This window comes from Paenibacillus sp. WG02 (assembly GCF_055396115.1).
The window spans coordinates 3489886-3515705 of record NZ_AP036016.1 but is presented as its reverse complement, the minus strand read 5'-3'; the positions used below and the strand labels follow the sequence as shown (position 1 = coordinate 3515705).

22 protein-coding genes are annotated in these 25820 nt (G+C 45.7%); 4 read left to right on the top strand and 18 right to left on the bottom strand.

Annotated elements, in window-relative coordinates; all coding sequences use genetic code 11:
* Nucleotides 1-220: 220 nt before the first annotated feature.
* The 13 genes from dnaK to gpr all read right to left on the bottom strand — a co-directional run bounded on the left by dnaK (nt 221) and on the right by gpr (nt 14910).
* Nucleotides 221-2062, bottom strand: a complete 1842-nt coding sequence (gene dnaK, locus ACBP55_RS15575; protein ID WP_464652691.1) for a molecular chaperone DnaK — start codon at nt 2060-2062, stop codon at nt 221-223.
* A gap of 68 nt (nt 2063-2130) precedes the next feature.
* Nucleotides 2131-2715: a nucleotide exchange factor GrpE gene (gene grpE / locus ACBP55_RS15570; RefSeq protein WP_029193540.1), complete on the bottom strand. Its 585-nt coding sequence runs from the start codon at nt 2713-2715 to the stop codon at nt 2131-2133.
* Nucleotides 2716-2775: 60 nt separating this feature from the next.
* A complete protein-coding gene (locus tag ACBP55_RS15565; RefSeq protein ID WP_464652690.1) occupies nt 2776-4317 on the bottom strand; it encodes a TCP-1/cpn60 chaperonin family protein in 1542 nt (513 codons plus the stop codon).
* Nucleotides 4314-5342, bottom strand: coding sequence for a heat-inducible transcriptional repressor HrcA (hrcA, locus tag ACBP55_RS15560; protein ID WP_029193542.1), 1029 nt, complete (start codon nt 5340-5342; stop codon nt 4314-4316). Before hrcA ends, ACBP55_RS15565 begins: the two co-directional genes overlap by 4 nt.
* Nucleotides 5343-5453: 111 nt before the next feature.
* A complete protein-coding gene (locus ACBP55_RS15555; RefSeq protein ID WP_029193543.1) occupies nt 5454-5933 on the bottom strand; it encodes an N-acetyltransferase in 480 nt (159 codons plus the stop codon).
* A 164-nt stretch (nt 5934-6097) separates the two neighbouring features.
* Nucleotides 6098-7249: a radical SAM family heme chaperone HemW gene (gene hemW, locus ACBP55_RS15550; protein WP_464652689.1), complete on the bottom strand. Its 1152-nt coding sequence runs from the start codon at nt 7247-7249 to the stop codon at nt 6098-6100.
* Nucleotides 7250-7415: 166 nt separating this feature from the next.
* Entirely contained in the window at nt 7416-9230 is a 1815-nt protein-coding gene (gene lepA, locus ACBP55_RS15545; protein WP_029193545.1) for a translation elongation factor 4, read from the bottom strand.
* Between the two features lie 74 nt (nt 9231-9304).
* A complete protein-coding gene (locus ACBP55_RS15540; protein ID WP_464652688.1) occupies nt 9305-9700 on the bottom strand; it encodes a DUF3679 domain-containing protein in 396 nt (131 codons plus the stop codon).
* 150 nt (nt 9701-9850) lie between these two features.
* A complete protein-coding gene (gene spoIIP / locus ACBP55_RS15535; RefSeq protein ID WP_464652687.1) occupies nt 9851-11080 on the bottom strand; it encodes a stage II sporulation protein P in 1230 nt (409 codons plus the stop codon).
* Nucleotides 11081-12189: 1109 nt separating this feature from the next.
* Complete coding sequence (locus ACBP55_RS15530; RefSeq protein WP_464652686.1) at nt 12190-12357, bottom strand: hypothetical protein; 168 nt, start codon at nt 12355-12357, stop codon at nt 12190-12192.
* A complete protein-coding gene (locus ACBP55_RS15525) occupies nt 12329-13306 on the bottom strand; it encodes a TIR domain-containing protein (protein ID WP_464652685.1) in 978 nt (325 codons plus the stop codon). Before ACBP55_RS15525 ends, ACBP55_RS15530 begins: the two co-directional genes overlap by 29 nt.
* Complete coding sequence (locus ACBP55_RS15520) at nt 13303-13776, bottom strand: nucleotide-binding protein (protein WP_464652684.1); 474 nt, start codon at nt 13774-13776, stop codon at nt 13303-13305. The genes ACBP55_RS15525 and ACBP55_RS15520 overlap by 4 nt, the downstream gene beginning before the upstream one ends.
* Nucleotides 13777-13911: 135 nt before the next feature.
* Nucleotides 13912-14910: a GPR endopeptidase gene (gene gpr, locus ACBP55_RS15515; RefSeq protein ID WP_173186600.1), complete on the bottom strand. Its 999-nt coding sequence runs from the start codon at nt 14908-14910 to the stop codon at nt 13912-13914.
* Between the two features lie 288 nt (nt 14911-15198).
* On the opposite strand from gpr, the gene rpsT reads away from it, so the two are divergent.
* Nucleotides 15199-15450, top strand: coding sequence for a 30S ribosomal protein S20 (gene rpsT / locus ACBP55_RS15510; protein WP_029193550.1), 252 nt, complete (start codon nt 15199-15201; stop codon nt 15448-15450).
* Between the two features lie 76 nt (nt 15451-15526).
* Here the strand turns inward: rpsT and holA are convergent, their stop codons facing one another.
* From holA to ACBP55_RS15495, 3 genes are all read right to left on the bottom strand, one after another.
* Entirely contained in the window at nt 15527-16546 is a 1020-nt protein-coding gene (holA, locus tag ACBP55_RS15505) for a DNA polymerase III subunit delta (RefSeq protein ID WP_464652683.1), read from the bottom strand.
* Nucleotides 16547-16760: 214 nt separating this feature from the next.
* Nucleotides 16761-17963, bottom strand: coding sequence for an anti-sigma factor family protein (locus tag ACBP55_RS15500; RefSeq protein ID WP_464652682.1), 1203 nt, complete (start codon nt 17961-17963; stop codon nt 16761-16763).
* A complete protein-coding gene (locus ACBP55_RS15495; RefSeq protein WP_029193553.1) occupies nt 17960-18508 on the bottom strand; it encodes an RNA polymerase sigma factor in 549 nt (182 codons plus the stop codon). The genes ACBP55_RS15500 and ACBP55_RS15495 overlap by 4 nt, the downstream gene beginning before the upstream one ends.
* Before the next feature lie 348 nt (nt 18509-18856).
* Between ACBP55_RS15495 and ACBP55_RS15490 the strand changes: the two genes are divergently transcribed.
* The 3 genes from ACBP55_RS15490 to ACBP55_RS15480 are packed head-to-tail and all read left to right on the top strand — an operon-like array spanning nt 18857 to nt 22699.
* Nucleotides 18857-20425 (top strand): spore germination protein, encoded by a 1569-nt coding sequence (locus ACBP55_RS15490; RefSeq protein ID WP_464652681.1) that lies wholly within the window; start codon nt 18857-18859, stop codon nt 20423-20425.
* Nucleotides 20422-21531 carry a GerAB/ArcD/ProY family transporter gene (locus tag ACBP55_RS15485; protein WP_464652680.1) on the top strand — a complete coding sequence of 370 codons (1110 nt, stop codon included), beginning with the start codon at nt 20422-20424 and terminating at the stop codon, nt 21529-21531. The genes ACBP55_RS15490 and ACBP55_RS15485 overlap by 4 nt, the downstream gene beginning before the upstream one ends.
* On the top strand, nt 21521-22699 hold the full coding sequence (locus ACBP55_RS15480; protein WP_464652679.1) for a Ger(x)C family spore germination protein: 1179 nt from the start codon (nt 21521-21523) through the stop codon (nt 22697-22699). The genes ACBP55_RS15485 and ACBP55_RS15480 overlap by 11 nt, the downstream gene beginning before the upstream one ends.
* A gap of 212 nt (nt 22700-22911) precedes the next feature.
* On the opposite strand, the gene ACBP55_RS15475 is transcribed toward ACBP55_RS15480, so the two are convergent.
* Entirely contained in the window at nt 22912-24480 is a 1569-nt protein-coding gene (locus ACBP55_RS15475) for a ComEC/Rec2 family competence protein (RefSeq protein ID WP_464652678.1), read from the bottom strand.
* Complete coding sequence (locus tag ACBP55_RS15470; RefSeq protein WP_464652677.1) at nt 24455-25375, bottom strand: ComEC/Rec2 family competence protein; 921 nt, start codon at nt 25373-25375, stop codon at nt 24455-24457. The genes ACBP55_RS15475 and ACBP55_RS15470 overlap by 26 nt, the downstream gene beginning before the upstream one ends.
* Nucleotides 25376-25820 lie beyond the last annotated feature (445 nt).

The following is a 25820-nucleotide window of genomic DNA, read 5'->3' as shown; positions in this document are numbered from 1 at the left end:
GCTTTGACTATTCGTTGATTAATAAAATACAGGTTTAAAAATTGGCTTTCAGAACCGAGAAGATTGGACGAAAATTGGTGAAGGAGGAACGGAGCGTAGGCAAACCTACGTGAGTACCGGACTTCCCGATTTTCGTTCAATCTTCGATGCCGAGATACTTCATGAAAAAACATCGTTATCAAAGTCAACTTTTTAAACTTCATATTTAATTAGGATATGTTTATTTTTTTTGTTCGTCAACTACTTCGTAGTCGGCATCTACAACATTTTCTCTGCCTTTAGGGGCTTCGCCAGCACCAGCCGCGCCGTCTCCAGTACCTTGAGCTTGAGCAGCTTGCTCATACAGCTTCACGGAAAGTTGTTGAATGACTTCTGTCAACTCTTCTGTTGCTTTTTTGATCGCTTCGAGTTCGTTACCAGCTAGAGCAGCTGTTACTTTCTCTTTTGCAGCGTTCGCTTTGTCGATCTCGCCTTGGTCTACTTTATCGCCAAGATCTTTGATCGTTTTGTCAACGGAATAGACGAGTTGATCCGCTTCGTTGCGAGCTTCAACAAGCTCTTTACGGTTACGGTCTTCCTCAGCATGAGCTTCCGCATCTTTGACCATTTGTTCAACTTCTGCATCGCTTAAGCCGCTGGAAGAAGTGATCGTAATTTTTTGGCTTTTGCCAGTACCTTTGTCAAGTGCAGACACGTTAACGATACCGTTCGCATCGATGTCAAAGCTAACTTCGATTTGTGGAACGCCGCGTGGAGCCGGAGGAATGTCACCAAGCATGAAACGGCCTAGTGTTTTGTTCCCGCTAGCCATCGAACGCTCACCTTGAAGCACGTGAATCTCTACGCTAGTTTGGTTATCTGCATAAGTGGAGTACACTTGTGATTTCGTTGTAGGAATCGTCGTATTGCGGTCGATCATTTTCGTGAACACGCCACCCGCTGTTTCGATACCCAAGGAAAGAGGAGTTACGTCAAGAAGAACGACGTCTTTCACTTCACCCGTCAATACACCAGCTTGAACAGCTGCGCCAAGAGCAACAACTTCATCTGGGTTAACGCCTTTATGAGGCTCTTTACCCGTCAATTTTTTGATCGCATCGACAACCGCTGGAATACGCGTGGATCCACCGACAAGAACAACTTTGTCGATTTGACTAGTGGACAAACCGGAATCCTGCAGTGCTTGACGAGTTGGTCCAAGTGTTCTTTCAACAAGGTGAGCGGAAAGCTCTTCGAACTTCGCACGAGTTAGGTTCAACTCCAAATGCTGAGGAACGCCGTCAGCGACTGTAATGAACGGTAGGGAAACGGTTGTTGTCAAAACGCCGGAAAGCTCTTTTTTCGCTTTTTCAGCTGCATCTTTCAAACGTTGTACTGCTGCTTTATCTTTGGAAAGGTCGATGCCTTGCTCTTTTTTGAATTCAGCTACGAGGTAATCAATGATGACTTGGTCGAAGTCGTCGCCGCCAAGCTTGTTGTCTCCACTCGTTGCTTTAACTTCGAAGAAACCATCGCCTAATTCAAGGATGGATACGTCAAATGTACCGCCACCAAGGTCATAAACGAGAATCGTTTGATCTTCTGTTTTTTCCAAACCATAAGCTAGTGCTGCAGCAGTTGGTTCATTGACGATACGAAGAACTTCAAGACCGGCAATTTTACCCGCATCTTTCGTAGCTTGACGTTGGCTGTCATTGAAATAAGCAGGAACCGTAATAACGGCTTGCGTTACTGTTTGACCAAGGTAAGCTTCAGCATCAGCTTTCAGCTTTTGCAGGATAATGGCTGAGATTTCTTGTGGCGTGTAATCTTTGCCATCGATGTGTTCTTTGTGGTTAGTACCAATGTGACGCTTGATGGAACTAATTGTTTTGTCTGGGTTTGTGATGGCTTGACGCTTTGCTGTTTCACCAACAACACGCTCGCCATCTTTCTTAAAACCAACAACGGAAGGGGTTGTACGGTTACCCTCCGGGTTAGGAATTACGACGGCCTCGCCGCCTTCCATTACGGCAACGCAAGAATTTGTTGTACCTAAGTCAATACCAATTACTTTACTCATGTAAAGCTGCCTCCTTTTGCTCCTATGGAACATTTCGTTTATTTGAATGTTGAGAAAAATAAGATCTCTTACACGCTAACTTTGACCATGGCAGGTCGAATGACTTTATCCTTGAGAATATAGCCTTTTTGCAGTTCTTCTACCACGATACCTTCTTCGTGCTCTTCGGATTCAACCTGCATTACTGCTTGGTGGAATTCCGGATTGAACGGTTGACCTACGGAATCGATCGGTTTAAGCCCTTCTGCTGTTAACAGTTGATCGATGCCTCGGTAAGTCATATCCAGACCTTTCACCAAAGCGTCGAAATCCTTCGTCTCTTTGCTTGAAGACAGCGCGCGATCGAAGTTATCTACAATCGGTAAAAGCTGTTCAATCAATTTAAGCGAAGCGTATTTCGCGAAATCTTCCTTCTCCGCTCTAGCACGGCGGCGGAAGTTGTCGAAGTCCGCTTGAACGCGTAATAAACGCTGATAGTTTTCTTCTGCTTGCATACGCGCCGTCTCCAATTCGCTAACTTCTTTGGTTTCTTCAGAAACCTCCGCTTGCGAATCTTGGCTCACCGCTTCTTGCTGTTCAGCGGCTTGCTCGCCTTCGGCTGCGTATGTAGTGTTTACGTCTTGCTCTGCTGTTTTGTTATCTCCAGTACTCAATTGTCCTTCACCTCCTAAAAATAATACATCATAATCTCTCTGACGTCAGTTTGCCCATCTTTAGGCCTCTTCAAAAGGCTGTTTCATTTTAATGACCGTATGAATACGCAGCACAGCGGCAGCGACTTCTCCAGCCGCTTGAAGAGCGTGAATTTTCACATCAGCTGGATCCACAATGCCTGCTTCCAAGAAGTCAGTCACTTGTCCGGTATCGCAATCGATACCAAGGCTGTCGGTTTCCAGCGCAATCTGCGCGGCTTTCAGCTCTTCAACCTTCTCGAGCGGATTATATCCCGCATTGACGACGATCTGAGCCACCGGCTTGCGAAGTGCCCCTGCGACAGCGGCAACCCCGAAGCCTTCCATGCCCTTCATCGTCTCGCGGACGCGCTCGAGATCATGGGCGACCGCCATCTCCGCGGCGCCGCCTCCGGGCAAGTACCCGCCGCGTACGGCGGCTTGAACGGCTGACGCAGCGTCCTTCGCGATGCGCGAGCGCTCATGCGCCGCTTCGCGTGTCGCGGCGCCAACGATCACGGTCACGTGCTGCTCCCCGTGACCCCGCGCTACGCGCACGCGCTCCAGCCGCTCGTCGTACGCGGCATAGCCCGCGTGCCCGAGGGCGGCGCCGAGCTCCGGCGCGCTCTTGCGCAGCGCCGTGCGCCGCACCGGCCTAGCGCCGGTATGCTCGCTGAGCAGCTGCATGTCCCTGCGGGACAGCCGCTGCAGCACGAGAATACCATGGTCGGAGCAGAACTGCTCCGCCTCGGGGTCAACCCCGCGGTCGGATGCGATCAGCCCGACGCCAAGCTCCAGCAGCAAGCCTAAGCTGCTGCGGAACTGCTCTCGCAGCTGCATGTAGCGCTGGAAGCCTGCCTCGGTGACCAGCGCTTCCTCGCTGACCGCCTCAGGCTCCAAGGCATCATGCAGCACGAGGATTCGAGCATCTCGCTGCTCGTGCTCGAGATGCAAGTTCATCGGCTTCTGGTTCAGCAGAATGCCGGTCCATACCTCGCTGCTCGCCTCTTCGTGGGCGAGCACGCTGTCTGCGAAGCGATATCCGTCTTCGCGAAGCTTCGCCTCGCCGACCGCTTCGGCGGCCTGAACGATGAGCTTTGCGATATCCGCCTGCTCCCTACCGGCCGTGATAGCAATGCGCTTCAGCGCGCTATCACTTAAGCCGATGATCGCGCGGCTTCGGCTCTGTAAGCTTTTGACCGCCAACTCGATGCCTTGCAGCATGCCGCTGACGACCTTCGCAACCGGTACGCCGCGCGTCACCTGAGCGACGCCTTCCTGCACCAATGCTCCGGCAAGAACCGTTGCCGTCGTTGTCCCGTCGCCGATTTGGCGCTGCTGGCTGCGCGCGACCTGAATCATCAACCTGGCCGCGGGGTGGGTGACGTCCATCTTTTCCAAAATAGTTACACCATCATTGGTAATGATTACTTCACCCTGCCCGCCGACCAACATGGTATCGAGACCCTTGGGTCCAAGCGTCCCCTCAACTGCCGAACAAATCGCTCTTACAGCAGCAGCATTGTTGACAAGCGTTGAGTAACGTTCCTCACCCTCGCTATGAACTGTTTTCATTCCGCTCATTTGCCATACCAACGCCCTAGAACGACTTCGAGATGCTTCGACAAATGCTCCATTAAGCTAATGACCCTGCCGTATTCCATTCGGGTAGGACCCAAAATTCCTATCGTTCCAAGAGGCTTATCGCCAATCGAATACGAGGCCGTTATTAAGCTGCAATTATTGATAGCTTCAATACTATTTTCAGCACCAATTTTAATCTCAATGCCTTCATTTGCCGATGTAAACAGTTTGATGAGGGTTGGTGCTTCTTCCAATAGATCAAAGATGCTCTTCACTTTGTCAACATCCTTGAACTCGGGTTGGGTCAACATATTCGTCATACCGCTTAGGAAGACGCGATCCTTCTCATTGCTTTGAAGCACGCTTTCCACAACCGCAAGAAGCTCTTGATACCCATTCACATATTTGCTTAACTCGCTCGAAATTTCATTATAAAGCCTAGATTTAAACTCAATCAACGGTACATTTTTAAGCTTAGCATTCAGAATATTAACGACCTTCTCGATCTCAGACATCCGTATACCTTCAGGAATGGAAACTGTTTTATTCTCCACATGACCCGTATTCATAACAATAATGGCTACGGCTGTCGTCTCTGTAAGCGGGATAATCTGCAGGTGTTTCAGCGTTGTACTGAATACCTCAGGGCCAAGCACGATCGATGTATAATTCGTAAGACTGGAGAGCATTCCCGCAACATGCTGGATCACACCTTCCATCTCTTGAATGCGTTCGGCAAAAGCACCCTTCATGGAGTCCAAATCGTTATTATGCAAGGTACCGTGTTGAAGCAAATGATCGACATAATAGCGATAACCTTTGTGTGAGGGTATACGGCCTGCGGACGTATGGGGCTGCTCCAAGTAACCCATTTCTTCGAGATCAGACATCTCGTTACGGATCGTCGCCGGACTGAATCCGACATTGCCCCGCTTCGAAATACTTCGCGAACCAATTGGCTCTGCTGAACGAACATAATCATCAATGATAGCACTTAAAATCATGCGCTGACGCTCCGTCAACATAAGGTACCCCTCCTCTTCACAAATCACTATTTGCCACTTTCGTTAGCACTCGTATTTAGTGAGTGCTAAATCCTAATACAAAAATAACAGACCCTAAGGTCTGTTGTCAAGTCAATCCAATCGTTTAAGTACGGCGATTTCATCGCAGCAATACTGTTTTTTGCAATGCATACAATCTTTCCAAACCTTCTCCGGGAAAATATCTTTTGGCACGAGGGTAAAGCCGTTTTTTTGAAAAAAAGCGACTTCATACGTGAGCGCCATCACTTTAATAATTCCTTGGCTCCTTGCCTCTTCAACTAAGAAGTTCACAAGTTTTCCGCCAATTCCTTGCCCCTTGTAGCCAGGGGTCATCCCAAGTGAGCGAATCTCAACAAGATCAGGCCCAAGCCGTGTAAGGGAACCGCAGCCAATCAGCAAGCCATCCGATTCAGCGACAACGAAAGTGTCAATCTGCTCCTCCAGCATCTCTTTGCTCCGAGGCAGCATAATTCCCTGCTTGGCATACCCTTGTATAATATCATGCAGCTTCTCAATATCGCTTATCGAAGCTTTCCTAACGGACACTGTAGTTGATAGATTCACTGTCATCCCACCAATCGCAACAAAAATGCATAAAACCCACGCTAGCGCCACTACGGCTTTGCCGCTGATTCGCTTGTGGATTCATGTATAAATATACAATAAAGCGTATATTTGCACAAGAGTTTTTTGCATCAAATTTGGATCCAAACAGGTCTCCCTATGTTACTCGTCTAGGCAAGGAATGATGCAAAGACTTCGTTGCCAAGCAGGATGCCATGTTTGGACAATCGATACCCATCCGGCGTTTGTTCAAGCAGCTGTTTTCGCAGCCAGCCATTCAAGGTTTCCCCGAATTGCGATTCGATGGTGGTTCCGAATTGATCGATAAAATCCGCGTTCCGTACACCTTCCAGCAATCGCAAACCAACCATCATGAAATCTTCCATAGCTTCCTGCCGCGTTACCTCAAATTGTTCCATGATCGGCAAGCCTACCTTTGAAGCATCGATATAAGGTTGAATTCCCTTCACGTTCACATGACGCTGGCCATTCATGTACCCATGAGCCCCTGCACCGAGTCCATAGTAGGAACGATTGCGCCAGTACATTGAGTTGTGCCTGCTCTCTCGACCCGGTTTAGCAAAGTTGCTGATTTCATATTGCTTATAACCAGCTGCTTCTAGCCTCTTCATGATGAGTTCGTACATATCTACTTCCTCATCTTCACTTGGAAGAGGCAGTTGATTCTTATTGAATAATGTGTGAAACAACGTATTCTCTTCTACTTTTAGGCTATAGATGGAGTAATGCTGGAGATCCAGAGATAAAGCCTCATCTAAAGTAGCCTGCATGATATCTACCGTTTGTTTGGGAAGCCCGAACATCAAGTCAATGGAGAGGTTATCAAAACCTAGCTTTTTGGCATTCGCGATGCTTCGATGCACGTCATCTGTATTATGAATTCGTCCAATTGCGGCCAGCAAATCATTATTGAAAGATTGCACACCGAAACTAATCCGATTGACACCGCCTTCTTTCATAACGGCCAGCTTATCTTCGTCTGTTGTTCCTGGGTTTGCTTCCATGGAAAACTCAACTTCTGCGCTATCTGCCGGAAAATACGTACGAACCATGCGCAGAAACCGCTCCATTTGATCAGGAAGCAGCACCGTCGGTGTTCCCCCGCCCACGAAAATCGTTTCCACCTTGATCGGTGGATTATTTCTAACCGTAAGCTCCATCTCGCGCTCAAGCGCATCCAGATACTCCATAACGGGCTGGCCTTTGAGTACATAAGAATTGAAATCGCAATAATGGCATTTGTTCGTGCAAAAAGGGATATGAATATACACAGCGGTTGGAGCCGCATAGGTTACTAACATAGGGGTATTTCCTTTCTATCTAGGATAAACAACTCCGCCGGCCTCAGGGACGGACGGTTTATCAAGGTTGATGCAAAGCAAAGTAAAGAACTTATACTTAGCATCAACTAAGAAAAAGCCAAGGGACAGAGTTACTCTGCCACCCCAGCTTCTCATTCATTTATATCTATTCGTCGATTTTGAGAACCGCCATGAACGCTTCTTGCGGCACTTCTACACTGCCGACTTGCTTCATGCGTTTCTTACCTTCTTTTTGCTTATCAAGGAGCTTACGTTTCCTTGAAATGTCACCGCCGTAACATTTGGCGAGTACGTTTTTACGCATCGCTTTAACCGTCTCACGCGCTACGATCTTTTGTCCAATCGCCGCTTGAATCGGCACTTCGAACATTTGCCGCGGGATCAGTTCCTTCAGCTTATCACAAATGATTTTGCCACGATGATACGCAGTGTCACGGTGAACGATGAAGGAGAGCGCATCTACCTGCTCGGAATTCAAAAGAATGTCCATTTTCACGAGATTCGATTTCTTGTAGCCAGATACTTCATAGTCAAATGAAGCATAGCCCTTAGTTCTTGACTTCAACATATCGAAGAAATCATAAACGATCTCGGATAATGGAATCTCGTATGTTAATGTTACACGATTGGTATCCAGGTATTCCATGTTCAAATATTCACCGCGTTTGCCTTGGCAAAGCTCCATAATCGTTCCTACATAATCATTCGGAACAATAACCGATGCCTTGACATATGGCTCTTCAACGAAGTCAATTCGCTGTGGATCTGGATAGTTCGATGGATTATCGATTTCCATCACATCGCCATTCGTTAATGTGATGCGGTAAATAACGCTTGGCGCCGTCGTAATTAACGGAATATTGAACTCACGCTCAATCCGCTCCTGAATAATTTCCATGTGCAGCAGACCCAAGAAACCGCAGCGGAAGCCAAAACCTAAAGCTGTCGATGTTTCCGGTTCAAATCGCAGCGAAGCATCATTCAGCTCTAGCTTCTGCAAAGCTTCGCGCAGATCGTTGTAATCCGTTGTTTCGATCGGATACAGTCCGCAGAACACCATCGGGTTAATCCGTCGGTAGCCAGGCAGCGCTTCAGGTGATGGACGATCTGCTTCAGTTACGGTATCCCCAACACGTGTATCGCCAACATTCTTGATACCCGCTACGATGAAACCTACATCTCCAACTTCGAGGGATGGCACAGATGACATTCTAGGTTTGAATGCTCCCACCTCGATAACTTCAAATACCTTATTCGTCGCCATCATCTTGATTTTGGAGCCTGCTTTGATCGAACCATCAACGACACGCACATAAACGATTACACCTTTGTAGCTGTCGTAATGGGAATCGAAGATCAATGCTTTCAAGGGATTGTCCGGATTTCCTTGCGGAGCCGGTACTTTTTCACAAATTTGCTCGATGATCTCTTTAATCCCAATACCGGCTTTCGCGGAAGCATGGACAGCCTCACTGGCATCAAGTCCGATAACGTCCTCGATTTCCTGCTTCACTTTGTCAGGATCAGCACTAGGTAGATCGATTTTATTGATAACAGGTAAAATTTCTAAATTATTTTCCAATGCCAGGTACACGTTGGCAAGCGTTTGCGCTTCGATACCTTGTGCAGCGTCTACAACCAGCAGAGCGCCTTCACAAGCGGCAAGGCTTCGGGATACTTCGTATGTAAAGTCTACATGTCCCGGTGTATCAATTAAATTAAGAATATAATCGATGCCATTGTCAGCACGATAAGCTAATCTAACTGCCTGAAGTTTAATCGTAATTCCGCGTTCCCGCTCCAAATCCATCTGGTCCAGCACTTGCTCCTGCATCTCACGCGATGATAATGCGCCCGTATATTCAAGTATGCGGTCGGCAAGTGTTGACTTGCCATGATCGATATGAGCGATAATTGAAAAGTTGCGAATTCTTTGTTGTCTTTCTCGAATGTCCGTCATGCTAAAGACTAACCCCCACTACATGCAAATAATTTTCATTATAGCAGTTGTGGGAAGTTGCAGCAATGTACCCCTTAACCTTTCCCTAAGATGGCATCAAACAAGGACACGAATAACTTAATTCCGTGATGCGATGCAATCTGCAGTAAGTCCCCTAATTTATTCCCGACATGATTCAATGAGTTATCGTGATCAGCAACCGGTTCCGACTTCTTTTCAGCCTCTGGTTTCGCTGCAGTGTTAGCTTTCGCTGCTGTGTCTCCTTTCGGAGATGGCGTTGGTGACGTCTTAACTGTGGTTATTTTCCCTGGTGGCGTTTTGACAGCCGGCTCCTGTGCAGCTATAGAGGATGGCTGAGGCCCTTGTATACGGTCCATACCGCTCGAAGCCAAGCTGACTCCGAATAAAATACAGAACAACAGCAAGAGTCCAAACAAGCCTACTTTCACATAAAAATGCCTCAGCCTCATTTTTGAGATCCTCCTTAGAGTTTTGCTTTAGCAAAACTAGCTTCGAAAGCATATGCTTAAGTTTTCGCAAGAAAACTGGCATCGTAAGCATTAACTGAGTTTTGCTTTAGCAAAACTAGCTTCGAAAGCATATACCTTAAAGTTTTGCCTTTACGACTGCTTAGGGGCAACCACAGGTGCATCCACTTTCTTCGCGTTCAAAATTACCTCTGAAATAGCATCTGCCAACCAATCTGTTGTTCGATAGCACTCTTCCAGTGAATTATATGGACCGCCGACCTCAATCAATATATTATTTGGCGAAAAGTTCTGATTATATAATCCGTTGCCTTCGCTAGCTTCTTTTGCATGAATGCCTTTGGATATGCCGGGATGCTTGGCTTCTAACGCCTGATGAATCTTGCTCGCGAATTCCTCATTCTTTTTCCAATTCGGATTTTTACCGCCGATGATGAAATACACCTGGGCATAATCTTTGCCGTCGAAGGTTGCGGTCGTTTTATTGCGTGCAGCTGAATCCCGATGAATATCGAAATAATATTGCAAATCCGGATGTGCAACTGCAGCTTCCTGCAACGTTTTCAAGGAATATTTGTAAGAGTACGGATATTCGAAATTTTTGACTGTACTTGGATAGACCGTCTTGGAATGTACGGCACCGATGCCGTCCTTCTCCAAATTTTGTGCTAATCGTTGACCTACGGAAATGATATTCACCTTATCGCTATAAGCATTATCAGGATTGGTAACACCTTTTAGCTCTGGCAAAAAAGACTCATTGCTATGTGTTTGATAAATGAAAGCGATATTTTCCCCCGCGGTTCTTGGCGGTTGTCCTGTTGGATTAGTGATCGGTGCCGCACCACCCACAGGTGAGGGTTCTGGCGATGGAGACAGCCCAGGATTCTTCGCCTCTGCCTCCAGATCTTGTGAGTTTGGAGGATAGTCAATAGGGTCACTGGGATTCGTTTCACTCCCTTTAACCAATACCGTCGTTCTATTCGCATCCATCCCCGGAACTTCACTAGCCACGAGACTTTTGGGATCGCCTGGATTAATGTCCGTCATGAACTGAAAAGCGAAATGAAACACATTATGCTGAGAAAATGTAAATTTCTTCTGATCATTATGTAGATGAGGCACTTCCATGCCCAGCATATCGATAAAAAACTGATTCGTGACGGATGCAGCTAAGCTCTTCATTGATGAAACTGGCGAAGTCGTCATGACTCTATTTTGCAAGAAGCCGCCTACGCCAATAAGTACAAAAAGAGCTAAGGTGCCGAAACTGAGTATAAAAAATGTTTTTCCGACGGAACTTGCGCTCTGAAACGTTTTCCGAACATGGCTGAGATTCAAAGTAGCTGATGTCCATTTCATAGTTTGATTCCTCCTAATCTATCTTACTTCAATCTATGAAACGAGCTCCGTCGATAGAACCAAAACACTAGAATTTTTCTGATAGAGGGAAACACTTATGCCTTCTCGGGTACCAAACTTGCTAACTTGCCTTCTCTCAGCAGTTGAGAGATCCTTTTCAGACGTCTCACGCCACATTAGCTGCATTCGAGCCTCCGAGATGCCCCTTTATGCCTTCTCAGGACGCAAAACCCGCTAACTTGCCTTCTTTCAGCAGCTGAGAGGTCCTTTTCAGACGTCTCACGCCATATTAGCTGCATTCGAGCTTCCGAGACTCCCTTTTCTGCCTTCTCAGGCTGCAAACCCGTTAACCCTCCTTCTTTCAGCATCCGAAAAGTGCATTTTCGACCTCTCACTTCGCTTTAGCACCATTCCCACACTTTAGCGATGAATTTCATTACCTCAGCAGATATTACGGAGGTTCCGGACGGATCCCCCGATTTAAGCGTGTTTTCTCACTATCCAGTTACCTCCACGCGCTTCCCACACTTTAGCGATGAATAGATCCGTTCCCGCGGCTGCCCAATAAATAATAGTTAAGCTTCGCTACAACAAATACATGCTTAAACGTAAAGAAAGACCTGAGGCTTTGCCTCAGGTCCTTTGTGTGCTAATCCATATGTTTGAGCTTGGGCAGGGAATTGGATATAGGTTTCCAACCGCCCATATCCGCTTTCTCCATGATCATCTTCTTTTCTCTGCAGACCGATTTTGGAAGCTGTCCCAGAGCTAACGAACCGTGCACACGCAATTGTCCTCATCATGCGCATACTCGAATGGCTAACGAATCGCAGCCTCGTTACATTAGCGAAAAGCGTGATTTGGGGCTGTCTTTCCTGCAATAGCGTTTTCTCGATTCGTTAGACTATCAAAAGCCCGCTTTTGGGCTTCATCACGTTTTCTGAGTTCGTTAGCGTTTGTCCACAACGAATCGACAGCCGACTTTGCACAATTGCAGAAGTTTTTGAATGGCCACCTTAGAAAGGGGATACCCTTAAGCTCTACCTCGAAACCTATACTTTCTATTGTGTCAAAAAAGAACCCCTCACGGGGTTCTTATGTTTATCTTGCTATGCAAGGGATTCGAAATCAAATGACCCTTTGGCTACAATCGTTACCCCGCTTGTTTTATTCAAAACAGTGGGTCCGTTATATAATTTGAGCAGCGTCTTGTCACTCTGTTTATGTTTAGTGTCGGTGGTTGGTCGGTTACGAACTTTCTTCATGTGCTTCAGCATAAATAATCCTTCCTTTCACAATGGATTTGAGTGAAGACACGAGCTTCGCATTTCTTTCCGATAACTCCATCATGACTTGATGATGATTGCGCGCGGGAATATCCGTCCTTGTTTTGAAATGTATGGATGAAACAATGGTCGGATGCAGCTTAATGCAGTAAATGTATTCAAACTCGCCATCTTCTTTATCCTTGGCTTGCCCTAGGTAGATGTTCGTATCCTTGCCCCGGTAACATTCGGCTAAGTAGCTATTGGGGTCATTGACGTTGAAACTGTGGTTGTTGCTAACCTGACCGGCACGGCCAAACTGCTGCAAGGTGACACCATCTTCGAGAAGTTCAAAGAGCGTTGCCGCTGTCACTTCTTGAAGCTCAATTATACCACAATTGGTATCAAATGTCTTATGGAATTTATCCAATACGCGGTCATAATCCACGCTGGACACACTGAGCGAATCCAAGGCGTCGAACAAAAAACTGCGTATAGCATCGTTTTTTTTCATATCGGATAACTTGTATCGATTTTTATGAACACCAATACTATGCTTTATCGGAAAGAGATGAGGACCTGCTAGCTCCGCGATTCCAGAGACAGCCTGCTGATCATCAATTCGCAGTGGATTGTAACCCTCCAGATACTCAGGCAATTCACAATTCTTAGACATCACAATGAACGTGCGGCTGTGGCCCAATTCTCCAATACAAAGCCCTATCAATACAAGTATATTTCCGTAAACTAATGGATCATGACAATCCGCATGCGTGATAATAAGAAGGGCAAAGTCCGTCTCTTCAATGTGCCTTTTTAGCATTTTCAATTTATGATTGGAAGCCGTAAGCACACCCTGATTAATAACCGTTACCTCAGATGATGAAGACAACTGCGCTTGATAGAATTCAGCCCACATCGAACTTGCAGGGGAGCAGCCTATAAATATCTTTGGTTTCATTTCTCTCTCAGCCCTAACTCTTTGAGCATTTGCTTGACGACGAAAGTTGCCGGTCCAAGGCCAGCCATTAGCCCAGAGGAATGATTCGCATTATAGGTTAGTGGGGTTAGGCCGATTAAATCAGAGGCTATATGTAAGGTTTCTTTTTCGGGAATAAGAAAATAAGTTCGTTCCAAACCTATTTGACCAATAAATAGACCCAGTTCCAAAATAACATTGTCACGTACTGTGCTGACCAATGAATCTCTCAAAAGCGTCAAATCATTCGGTTGAAAGACAAAGATAGCAAAATCACTAGACTTCGCCTGCTTAATGAGTGGAGCTAAGGTTGTATGTGAAGGAGGAAACAACAATTGACTCCAAACGGTTACATCAAATGAAAAATGGAGATTAGACTGCAAAGCCTCTGCTACTTCCACACTTTCAGCAGATGACCCTATGAATAGCTTCGCTTTATTTGCGCTGCTCAACAGAACCACGTCCTCATTTAAGTTGATCGTCCCTTATTTCGACGCCCCCCACCTTATTCCTTCCAAATTACATAAAAATGGATAAAAAGAAAGAACTGCATCCACCGAACTAGCGGACTCAGTTCTTATAATCATTTAGTGCGTATAGGCTGCTACATTATCAACACTTACGGCATCGTGTAAGGCTGCATTTAAGCCGCTAGCAATAATATTGGCGATGTCTTCAATAAACTGGTCGATCTCCTTCGGCGTGACAAGCAGATCGTGTCCTACGGGGTTCAGCACCTCTTTAACCAACAGCAGCCGCTCATCTTCGTGGATATTGTCAAGAAGCCCTAGAATCTGCCCTGTGTTGCTCGTTTGCTGGCTAAAATGCTTGTGCATTAAGTCAAAAGCATTATTCACGATGGTCGATGCATACACAACAGTCGGAACCCCAATAGCTACCACGGGAATGCCAAGATTTTCTTTGGTCAGCCCTTTACGTTTATTTCCGATGCCTGAACCGGGATGAATGCCTGTATCTGCGATTTGAATGGTCGTATTGACCCGATCTAAGGATCTGGAAGCCAGCGCATCAATGGCTATTATGAAATCAGGTTTGGACATATCGACTATCCCCTGAACGATGTCACTGCTCTCAATCCCCGTTGTTCCGAGCACCCCTGGCGCTACCGCGCTAACCGCCCGATACCCTGGACTAACGTCATCGGGAACTAGTTCAAAGTAATGACGTGTGACCATCACATTATCCACAACCAGAGGGCCGAGCGCATCGGGTGTCACATTCGAGTTGCCTAGACCGATAATAAGCGCTTTGGCATTCTTGGGGATGCCGATATCACGCAGAAACTGCTCAAACTCTTGCGCTAATTTCGTGGCGACGCGGTCCTGTAGTTGGCTGTCTTTCTCCCGCAGAGCTGGAACTTCTATCGTTATATAATGTCCGAGAAGCTTGCCAAGCGCTTTGGAGCCCTCTTCGTTCAGAACGTTGATCTTGGTAACTCGTATCCCGTTTTCACGCGTCGACTCCTGTTCAATGCCAGGTATCGGTTGCCCCTGATTGGCTGCATGAGCCATATCCCTTGCATCTAACGCAAGATCCGTATGTGTTGTAAAAGAGCTTAAGTCCATTGAAGTTCCCCTTTCTCTAAATATAAGAATTTATATGTTTCACATTATAAGCTTTGCATATTTCTGGGTAAACGCGCCTGTCCTTGGCGGACAGCTTAGCCGTTACCCTTGGGTGCATTGCATCCCTTATTGTGCTACGATTTACAACCGCTTATACAAAAACAGAGACCACTGAAAACCTATTGACAGGTCTTGCATTTTCAATTATTGCATGGTAGAATACTTAAAGTTGTCAGCAAACATACAAATGTAACGTTGAACGTGTTTTGTAAGTAGGAGGTGAATTTCATGCCAAACATTAAATCCGCTATTAAACGAGTAAAAGTTAGCGAAAAGCGCCGTCTTCGTAACGCTTCCCAAAAGTCCGCTCTGCGTACTGCTGTGAAAGCTTTCGAAACAGCTGTAACCCCTGAAGCTCTAGTTATCGCTTCTAAGAAATTAGACAAAGCAGCTTCTAAAGGTTTAATCCATAAAAATGCCGCTAACCGCAAGAAGTCCCGTCTGGCTAAAAAGCTGAACGCTCTTACGGCTCAAGCGTAATAAAACGGACATAAAGCAAAAGTCCAGTTCTCTATCACAGAGAGCTGGACTTTTTACTATTCGAAAGGCCGTCCTCCTAGGCAGCAAGCCTAAGAAGGAACAACTCTAAGCCTAACACTTTATCGATTTTCCCTGTTTTCATTTGAAAATCGAGATCCGCAAGCTGCGACATGATCCGGCTCAGCTTCTCAATATCATATTTGCGCGCTTGCCCTTCAGCCACCTTCACGGCAAAGGGATGCAAACCGATCTGTGAAGCCATTTGCTGCTGGGAATAGCCCTGTTTACTTAGTTCTTTCACCTGCAGCATGATACGGAACTGTCTTGCGATGAGCGCCGCAATCTTGATCGGCTCCTCACGCTGCTTCAGCAGCTCCTCGAGAATTACGAAGGCACGTTCCAGTCTTACATTTACAATATCCTCTATTAGTATGAAGACGTTCTGTTCTGTACTACGCGCCACCAATTGATCGATTACATCAACCGATGCTTCCGCACCGACTCCTACATATAATGATATCTTCTCAATTTCTGCAGATAAGGACTGCAAATTTCCTCCGGTGTATAGGATCAGCTGGTCGGCTGCCTCCCCCGTGAACGTAAAACCCAGCTGCTGGGCTTGTTTAGCTACCCATTGCTGCAATTCTTCTGGGCTAAGTGATAAAAAGGGAACCGCCGCTTCAAGGTCCTTGAGCGCTTTCACAATCTTCTTACGCTCGTCCAATTTATCTGCATCTACCGTAAATACCACAACGGTATGATCGGCTGGAGATTTCAAATAATCCGTCAAACGATCCAAGTGATGTTCAATCTTCGAACTTTCCTTCGCCCCTGTGAAAAACAGCGCATTCTTCGCGATGACCAGCTTCTTCGGAACCATAAAGGGAAGGGTCTCCGCATCCTCCAGCACCGCAGAGAGACTAATCTCACTTAAATCAAATTTACTCACTGCAAACTCTTTGTGCTCAGGCTCAATGAGCAAATCTGTTAATACCTGAATAAATTCCCTCATCTTATATTTCTCAGGACCATAGCACAAATAAACCGGTGCAGGGCGCCCTGCTTGTATATCTTTCAATGCTCTCTTTGCGTCCATAGCTAGTGTTCACTCCTTGCAACCATTTTACCAACAACAAAGGGATTACGTCAAAGCCCGAAGACCTTGAGGTAATCCCTTTGTTTGTCTATTTAAACACCGGCTAAAGGCTCTAGAAACCTTATACCGTGTGGACAAACCACCAAACCATTGCCGTTTCCTTATCTTATAACATACGCTAGAACCATCACATTGGTGCATTCGCATCACAAATTTACTTAGCTGCTTCCTCTTTCGTATTTAAATCAATGAGAATAGTTTGAAGCGAGCCTTCACTTTGAACTTGATAAAATAATTTGTCGTCTTTAGACCATTCCACTAGTGTGATAAGATCACCAGACTTCCAAACTTGCTTGGACGCAAAAACAACTTCTTTGGTAGAGCTGTTTCGGATCACGACATGCTGCTCTTCAACAACAGCCTCGAGAACGCCCGTTGCTGACTTCAATGGATTCGCACCGACTGGTGCTGTCAAAGAATAGATGCCTCCGACATCACTCGTAGTTCCGCCTTTCTTAGCAGCTGGTGTAGGTGTTGAATCGGTCGTTTTCAATACCTTCTGCTCCTCTGGTACCTTACTATCGGTTGGCGGATTCGTTGATACAGGGTCCGTATCCTTCTTCACTTTAGTCCCAGCGGAAGCAGGGTCTTTCAACCGTTCAGGCTCTGAGGTAGAAGGTGCTTGGCGCAAACCATCCGTACCTTTTGTGGTCCCAGATGAACTCAGCGTTTTGGGCTCTTCCAGCTTCGCATCTGTAGTAGCCTGCGGTCCCACTAGCCCATTGCCCGCTGTTGCTTCCGGCTGCGGCGCTTTCCCTTGCCCTACTGACCCAGCAGCGGCTGGGGTATTAGGGGCCGCCTGCTTCGCGTCTGCACTATTTGCCGCGTTCTTTTTGGCAGTATCTTGTGCGGCGTTTGAATCGGATGCCGCCGTGCTATGCATCTGTCCGGCACTTTGCTTGTTAGCCCTTGGCTGCATCAAATCATCTGCTTGTTCCAGCACAGGATGCTTCAGATTGAATGCGAAGAAACCAAGGATAAGACCTGCGGCAACGACGCCACCTGCGAATTTCCAGGAGAACTGTAATCCTAAACGGCGTGTCCAAGGGAGTTTGGGAGGCTGCATAGAAGCTGACTGGTTAGCACTGGTGCCGAAAGCAGCCACCTTGTCGGTAATGGACGCCGCGGCATGTCTATCTATATCAGCCAGCTGCGGCATGATAGCATCGACCAAACTGTATGGAGGAATGACCTTAGGTAACTGGGTCAGTTCATCGGACAATCTTTGTAAACGTTCAAACATCTGTGCACAGTCCAAGCAATGCATCAGGTGAGCATGAAGCTCAATTTCCTCTTTCGCATTTAAATCTCCATCCAGCTGTCTTTGCATAAATTCCATCACCTCTTGACAATTCATCCCCGAACACCTCCTTTCTGATATTCTTGGAGCAGCGACTGTAATTGCTGTCTAGCTCGAAATAAGTAAGACTTCACCGTGTTTAACGGTAGGTTTAGAGATTCTGCAATTTCATGATACGAAAAGTCCTGCAAATAACGGAGAACAACAACAGATCGATGGTGTTCGGGAAGCTTTTCGATTGCTTCTCTAATATCTTTGGCTAAATATCCAACTAACATTTCCTGTTCAACATTATGCTCTGCTGTAAAGGTCATATCATGCTCATCAATCGAAACCGTTGGTTTCGCCTTGCGAAATTTATCGATGCAGATGTTCGTTACAATCCGCTGTACCCACGTCTTGAAGAGCGCTTTTTCTTCATAGGAATTAATTTTTGTATAAATCCGAAGGAGTGCCTCCTGTGAAGCATCGAGGGCATCCTGTTCATTATTCAAAATATAATAAGCGGTTCGATATACGTGAGACTCAATTTCTCGCAATAGGGTAATGAGAGCATCACGATCACCGGCTTGTGCAGATCTTACCAGTTCGGGTGCTACCACTGGGATCCCTCCCTCTTGCAATCTTACAGACGCAGCAGCGCCTCATAAGGTTGCAACTCTTTTAGAATAAAAAAACGATGGCAGTCTTGCAACTACCAGAATAACAAAATTCCAGAAATAAATACACTTGTTATTAGACGTATACCAGACCGATTAGTTTCATCTTCGCCTCACAAACCGCTCTCCCCTCTCTCTTATCCATCAAATTACTCTCCATTGTAAGCTTTTTTAAAAGAAGGGAAAGTACTATGTTTGGGTAGTACCGCCTAAGAAATTGCAATAACCGATTAATTCTAACCGAAGTGGTAAATATTACTGATGAGCTATTCGAAAGTGGAGGGCTGCATCATGTTCAAACAATTATTTGGCAGAAGACGTCTGCTTCGAACCCCTCAGGTTCACAACCAGCCAAACACTTCAAGTTCAGATTCCAGTAAACCATTATCAGCGTCATTACAGGAAAATTTGACTACCATTCAGACGATCCTGCACCATCCAAGCGATCTACTCATTAGACATTTTACAATCGGTACAAACCAATATCCGTGTGCATTAGTCAGCATTGATGGTCTGGTCGACATCGCTATGATTAATGATCAATTACTAAGCCCGATGCTTCATTCCTTTGATCATGCAGTCACCTCATCTTCGGAATTAATAAAAGTATTGAAGCAGCAAATTCTAACGGCTTATGAGTTGGAGACGGTTGAACTTCTGGACGACGCTTTAATGGCTATTCTATCTGGCGATACGATTCTTCTATTAAACAATCTCTCACAATGCATCATCATTTCTAGCTGCGGTTGGAAAACACGTTCAATTGAAGAACCGCAAACTGAATCAATCATTCGGGGACCAAGAGCAGGTTTTACTGAAGACATCCGTACGAACACTGCTTTACTTCGAAGAAGAATGAAAGAAACCAACCTTGTTTTTGACACCTATCAAATCGGGCAAAGAAGTAGACGTGAGGTAATCGTTACTTATATTGCTGATATTGTGCATCCCGACCTTGTGAAAGAAGTTACTCGCAGAATAAAGACCATAGATATAGATGATATTGAAGGGTCAGGTTACTTGGAGCAATGGATAGCTGACAGCTTCCTAAGTCCATTTCCTCTTATTATGAATACGGAGCGACCTGATCGAGTATCTGGGGCACTTCTCCAAGGTCGAGTTGCCATTCTGGTAGATGGAGACCCCTTCGCCCTCATATTGCCGATTACATTCGCTTCAAGTTTGCAATCACCTGAAGATTATTATCAGAATTGGCTCATCTCAACGCTGACGCGGGTACTTCGATTAATTTCCGCTTTCATTGCTACCTTTCTGCCAGCTCTTTATATTGCTTTGCTCGAATTCCATCATGGGATGATCCCTTCCAAGTTGGCTTTCTCTATCGCTGGAGCACGGGAAGGGGTGCCATTCCCGGCAGTTGTTGAAGCCTTCGCTATGGAGTTCACGCTCGAACTTTTAAGGGAAGCAGGACTCCGACTGCCCAAACCAATCGGCCAAACCATTGGTATCGTAGGTGGTTTAGTTATTGGAGAATCAGCTGTAGCTGCCGGCATAGTAAATCCTGTTATGGTTATTGTTGTAGCCGTCACTGCTATCTCTTCTTTCTCCCTGCCGTCTTATTCGTTTGCCATTTCACTGCGCGTCATGCGATTCAGCATTATGTTGGTCGCTGCTTTTTTTGGCTTATACGGGATCATCTTAGCCTACATCATGATCAATATCCACTTGGTAAACCTGAAGAGCTTTGGCGTTCCATACTCCACCCCTTTTGCGCCAATTTTATTACGGGACTGGAAAGATCTCATTTTAAGATCACCCCTGTTGTTCGTAACAAAGCGGCCAAAAATGATGCAAACAAAAAATGAACAGAGAATGAAAGGAAGGAGAAATAGAGGATGAAATCTTTTGAATATGGCGATAGTGAGATCGGCTACGTGGATATAATTATCACGATTTCATCCATGATTACTGGCGTTGGTATACTCTTTCTGCCGAGGGAACTAGCGAAAACGGTTCAATCTTCTGACGGGTGGGTATCCATACTGCTGGCAGGCTTTCTGGCCATCGGCACAGCCTGGATGCTTGCCAAAATTGCCATTCATTTTAGCAAACAAGGTTATTACGCTTATGCCAAAGCAGCCGTCACGAAGCCTATTGCCCTCATTGCAATCATTTCTCTCGCCCTTTACTTCATCCTATATAGCGCTTATGAAGTTAGGGCTATTGCTAATATTTCCAAACAATATCTATTTGAGCGCACACCTGTTGAAGCGATATCCCTAACCTTCTTACTGGTCGTCGTATATGCCGTTTCTGGCAGCCGAGTCGGTATTATTCGTCTTAACATTTTATTCTTACCCATTGTTATCGCCATCTCACTAATCGTACTCACCTTTAGCATGAGCATATTTAACCTGGATGACTTAAAACCGTTTATGATCTCAGATTGGAAAAGTTTGGCGAGAGGCGTGCAATCCAGCGCATTCTCATTTTTTGGTTTCGAAGTCATCTTAATTTACATCACCCTAATGAATCGCCCAAAGGATGCCCCCAAAGCCGTTGTCTTCGGAGTAGCTATTCCTGTAGTACTATATATGGCAATCTACCTTACTTGCGTTGGTGTATTTTCACATTTCGCCCTTCAACAAATTACGTATCCCGCCGTTGAGCTTGCCAAGGAAATGCAAATTCCAGGCGCATTCTTTGAGCGGTTTGAATCTATTTTTTTTACAATTTGGATTATGACTGTCTTCACCACAACCATGATGGCTTATGACTGTTCCATCTATCTGTTTATGTCCGTTTTTACCAAAACGAAGAAAAAAACATGGGTATTCCTACTAAGCCCAGTCATTTATTTACTTTGCATGTTCCCACGAAACTTAGCTGATTTCGATGAAATAAGCAGTATCATTAGCTATGTAGGATTATTTGTCGGCATAATGTTTCCTATCCTCATACACGTTGCTGCTAAACTTCGAGGAGTGAATAGTGATGCTTCTTAAAAAAAGGAGCTGTTGGCCCAGTCTAATCTGCATCCTCTTCCTTTTAACAGGCTGCTGGGATCGTATAGAAATTGACCAACGCGGGTTTGTAATCGGCGTTGCTATCGATTACAGCCATATTTCGAAACACAAATTCAAGGGAACCTATCAGATTGTCGTACCCAGTGGGCTGAAACAAAGCAGTCAAGGACAAAGAGGATCTGGCAGTTCAGGTAAAGCCTACTTTAATTTATCAACAACAGAAAACTCAATGCCTGCCGTTAGTGCAAAATTGGCAGCCAGGACAAGTCGTTCCCCTTATTTCGAACATCTAAAAATCATTATCGTTTCCAGCGAAGTAGCCAAAGACGATAAAATTTTCGCCGATTTGTTGGATTTTTTCTTACGTAATAATGAAATGCGAAGAAGCGTTCAAATATTGATTGCCGATGGCAAAGCCGCAGATATTCTAGATATTCCTACTTTTAATGAACCCACACCTATCGATTATATTACATCTATTGCCAGAAACGATCGAAAATCAAATTTCATGTTACCCGAATCACGTATTGGTGATGTCCATGAATTTTTGGTCAAACATGAAAGCTTCCCTATTCAAACCGTAAAATTGGAAGAGAAAGGGGTTTCGATGACCGGATCAGCTATATTCGATGGTACCACCAAGGAATTGGTCGGATTCTTGCAAGGCGATGAAACACAGGGGTTAAACTTCGTCACTGAGCAAATTAAAGGCGGTATCATCGAAGCTAAAATTGAGAATCACACCTTTGCCTTCCGAGCGGAAAGAACGAAAAGGAAAATTACCATGCAGCAAGTTAGTCCAACAAAGTTTAAGTTCAATATTAAACTCGCAACTGAAGGCGTTCTTGATAAGTCGATGTCCGAATATGATCCCTCTAATTCAGAAGCAATTAAAGATTTAGAGAAAAGTCTGGAAGATGTAGTTAAAGCCAATACCCTTAAAGCAATTAAAAAACTCCAACAAACTTATAAAAAAGATGCATTGGGACTGGGGGCTTTTTTATATGAAAATCATTATAAATTATGGAAGCCAATAGAAAATGATTGGGATCAGGGATTAAATATTTTCACACAATCAGAGATTAACGTGCAGGCAGAAGTCATTATAAGGCGTATCGGAAACAACATCAAAACGACAAAGGAGTAAGGCAAGTATGTGGTTTTCTCTCATAGGAAGGTTGCCTTCAGGCATGATATTGATCTGTACCCTCCTCTCATTCGTCATTCCCTACGGTGTTCATTGGATTTACAAAGAGCTGCATGCCCATGGTGATCCACCATGGAAACAGGATCCTAAGGCGGAAGAACACCAAGATCCACAATCGAACAACTCTGGATAGAGATTATTAACGATGTCAATTAATCCATTATTTTTACACGGGAGTAAATACCCTCTTTGCGAACTTCAAGCTGCACTTCACCCATTTGATCTGTTCGTAACATCTGAATCTCATTCTCTTCCAAACGCCTTAACACATCAGGTGCCGGGTGACCATAACTATTCATACCACCAACGGATATGACGGCCCATGAAGGTTTCCAAAAGTCGAGCCATCCAGGTGTCGTCGACGTTTTGCTCCCATGATGCGCAACTTTCAGTACATCGATCTTGTGATTAGTTTTTAGTTCTTGATCCAATAAAGAAGGGTGATCTTTTAAATAATCGACCAACTCTGTTTCAGATTCTTTCTCCATATCCCCTGTAAATAACCAACGCGTCCGCTGCATCTCGAGCAAAAAAACAACAGACCGCGCATTCTGTTCTTTGACAATTTCGATGAGCCGATTATCACTTTCCAAAGGATACAGGACCTGCAATCTGGTGACCGGATCAATTTGGATCCACTTGCTTACATTCGCTGGCAGAAGCGGCACTTTGCGCGTTAGCAAAGTATCAAATAATTTCGCTATGCTTGCCCCCGGCTTGAGCGTCCCATTAAAGAGAAATTGCTTGATAGGCATTTGTGAAATAACAGCCTGCAGACCGCCGCTATGATCCGTATCTTCATGTGTGAGAACTACGAGATCTAGTTGATGAACACCGCGTTTCTTGAGCAGCGGAACGAGCAGCTTTTTGCCAACTTCATAAGGATCCTTGCGAATTTTCCAATCTTCACCAGGTTTCCTAAATGTAAGAGTCCCTCCACCATCAACGAGAATATGTCGTCCATAAGGCGTCCGAATCAGAATCGCATCACCTTGACCAACGTCGATAAATTGAACGAGACCGGATCGGTTGAAGCGCTCAGGTGAATACCCCATCCAAAGCAATAGCAGGAAACCTCCTGTCGCACATACTAACCATTTCGATAAGTTCACTTTCTTTGTACCTTTGACGCTTACCAAAATAATCGGGGACTCTCCTCCAGCTTCTTGCAACATGCGCTGACATATTCCATAAATCAAAATGAGAAAAGCATAATAAAAGGCAATCCAGGGTAAGCTCGGCGACGGCCACAGCATCTTAAACTGGTTTAAATGCTGCAGCTTGTCTGTCATCCAGAAAATCACTTCGTTTAACCAAGAAATAAGCAAACCGATGCTTTTTCCAGCAGGAACGTAGACGATTCCCAGAACTAAAGCAAGCAGGCCAGCTGGAAATACAATCATGCTAATAACAGGAACCAAGATGGCATTAGCTAGCCAAGATATTAAAGAAAACTGATTAAAATAATAAATAGATACAGGAAAGGATATCATTTGGGAAACAAGCGTAATGGAGGCCGAATTCCTGATCATTGGGGAAGAAATCCACCGAGTGAATATATCATTGACTCTTTGTACCCCTACAATGAGACCAAGTGTAACCAGAAAAGAAAGCTGAAAGCTAACATCCAGCAAGAAGTATGGATTCCACAAAAGCATGCTCCATGCCACAATCGCCATAATATGCAATACATCCTTAAAATGACCTCGCCGAGACTGCATAGAGGGCAATGATCGACATAAGTCCGGCCCGAACAACGGAAGGGGAAGCACCTGTCAGTAGGATATAGAACGGCAATAACCATATACAAATTAGCAAATAGGTCTCCTTTGCCAGCTTTAATCTGCGCATGATCCAAATGCAAACGCCAAGAAATACTGCAATATTCAAGCCGGATATAGCTAAAATATGAGTCAATCCCAGCTCTGAAAATTGCTGGAAGCGCTCAGGATCAAGATCGTCCGTCTGACCGATCAGCATGCTCTTCATGAACCCCGCCTGCGGCGCGGGGAAGATAAGGTCCATGCGCCTGCTGAGGGCACCGCGCAGCTCGTCGTTCCAGCGCAGCAGCTGGACGACGCTTACGCGCGCAGCCGCAGGCTCGACTTGCGCCTGATCCACCCCTTTGGCTGAAAGCAGCCAATGGGTGTGGTGAAGGCGCAGGTATCGGCGGTAGTCGAAGCCGCCGAAGTTGCGAGCCGGGGACGGGCTGCGCAGCGTCCCGTGCAGGGTCAGGGCGTCGCCTCGGCGCCAGCCCGACGCCACCGCCTGCTGCTCCTGCTGGAGCAGGCGCAGCGAGACCTGCACGCTTTCCCCGCCGAGCGGGAAAGCTTCTGCGCCTGGGAAGCGGATGGATTCCGCTTCCATCGTGAAGCTGGCCCTGTCGCCGTCTACGGTGACAGGGCTGGAGAACCGGCCGAGCAGCGTGACCTCGCTGCCGTCCAGGGTTTGCCGCTGCTGCGCCAGCGGCAGCAGCGCAGAGACGTTGCGCTGGTCGGTCCATTGGAAGTAGCCATAGGCTACTCCGACCAGCAGCAAGGCGCACAGCGGCTGTCTGCCAGGCAGCCGCAGCGCATAAATGACGATAAGCGCGGCTAACAGCAGCGCGCTCGTCATCAGAGATAACCACCGCAGCTCGGTATAGAGCGCCAGCGCGTAGCCAGTTATCCACAGACAACACCCTATAACAACTGGTCGTTTCATTAGCATTTGCATAGGTATAACTGCTCCTCTCCTCTTGAATATTTTAGAACCAAATAGTAGTCATTTACACGACCTATTTAATTGAAGAACAACCTGTGCATTGAACTTCATTCAACTTTCATCATTCATCTTTTATCTTTCATCTTTCATTTTTCTTCTTTCATCTTTTATCTATCTTCTTTCATCATTCATCTTCCATCTTCATCTTCGACATTGGATTTTCTGCAATATTTCCCACATCACATCTCGTTCACCTTTGAGTAGTCTCAATTTGGAATCCTCCGTCCTTTATGCTCATTTGATGTTGTCGGATGAATGAATCCATATTCTTCGTTGAACGATGTTGTAGAAAGTGCAA

Excerpts from the sequence above, each read along its gene's own strand:
- ACBP55_RS15540 (WP_464652688.1), bottom strand. The coding sequence starts at position 9,700 with ATGAGGCTGAGGCATTTTTATGTGAAAGTAGGCTTGTTTGGACTCTTG.
- ACBP55_RS15480 (WP_464652679.1), top strand. The coding sequence starts at position 21,521 with ATGCTTCTTAAAAAAAGGAGCTGTTGGCCCAGTCTAATCTGCATCCTC.
- ACBP55_RS15555 (WP_029193543.1), bottom strand. The coding sequence starts at position 5,933 with ATGACAGTGAATCTATCAACTACAGTGTCCGTTAGGAAAGCTTCGATA.
- ACBP55_RS15475 (WP_464652678.1), bottom strand. The coding sequence starts at position 24,480 with ATGCAGTCTCGGCGAGGTCATTTTAAGGATGTATTGCATATTATGGCG.
- ACBP55_RS15470 (WP_464652677.1), bottom strand. The coding sequence starts at position 25,375 with ATGACGAGCGCGCTGCTGTTAGCCGCGCTTATCGTCATTTATGCGCTG.
- hrcA (WP_029193542.1), bottom strand. The coding sequence starts at position 5,342 with ATGTTGACGGAGCGTCAGCGCATGATTTTAAGTGCTATCATTGATGAT.
- gpr (WP_173186600.1), bottom strand. The coding sequence starts at position 14,910 with ATGGACTTAAGCTCTTTTACAACACATACGGATCTTGCGTTAGATGCA.
- spoIIP (WP_464652687.1), bottom strand. The coding sequence starts at position 11,080 with ATGAAATGGACATCAGCTACTTTGAATCTCAGCCATGTTCGGAAAACG.
- holA (WP_464652683.1), bottom strand. The coding sequence starts at position 16,546 with ATGGACGCAAAGAGAGCATTGAAAGATATACAAGCAGGGCGCCCTGCA.
- lepA (WP_029193545.1), bottom strand. The coding sequence starts at position 9,230 with ATGACGGACATTCGAGAAAGACAACAAAGAATTCGCAACTTTTCAATT.
- ACBP55_RS15525 (WP_464652685.1), bottom strand. The coding sequence starts at position 13,306 with ATGAAACCAAAGATATTTATAGGCTGCTCCCCTGCAAGTTCGATGTGG.
- ACBP55_RS15500 (WP_464652682.1), bottom strand. The coding sequence starts at position 17,963 with ATGAATTGTCAAGAGGTGATGGAATTTATGCAAAGACAGCTGGATGGA.
- ACBP55_RS15490 (WP_464652681.1), top strand. The coding sequence starts at position 18,857 with ATGTTCAAACAATTATTTGGCAGAAGACGTCTGCTTCGAACCCCTCAG.
- rpsT (WP_029193550.1), top strand. The coding sequence starts at position 15,199 with ATGCCAAACATTAAATCCGCTATTAAACGAGTAAAAGTTAGCGAAAAG.
- ACBP55_RS15530 (WP_464652686.1), bottom strand. The coding sequence starts at position 12,357 with ATGCTGAAGCACATGAAGAAAGTTCGTAACCGACCAACCACCGACACT.
- dnaK (WP_464652691.1), bottom strand. The coding sequence starts at position 2,062 with ATGAGTAAAGTAATTGGTATTGACTTAGGTACAACAAATTCTTGCGTT.
- ACBP55_RS15565 (WP_464652690.1), bottom strand. The coding sequence starts at position 4,317 with ATGAGCGGAATGAAAACAGTTCATAGCGAGGGTGAGGAACGTTACTCA.
- ACBP55_RS15485 (WP_464652680.1), top strand. The coding sequence starts at position 20,422 with ATGAAATCTTTTGAATATGGCGATAGTGAGATCGGCTACGTGGATATA.
- hemW (WP_464652689.1), bottom strand. The coding sequence starts at position 7,249 with ATGTTAGTAACCTATGCGGCTCCAACCGCTGTGTATATTCATATCCCT.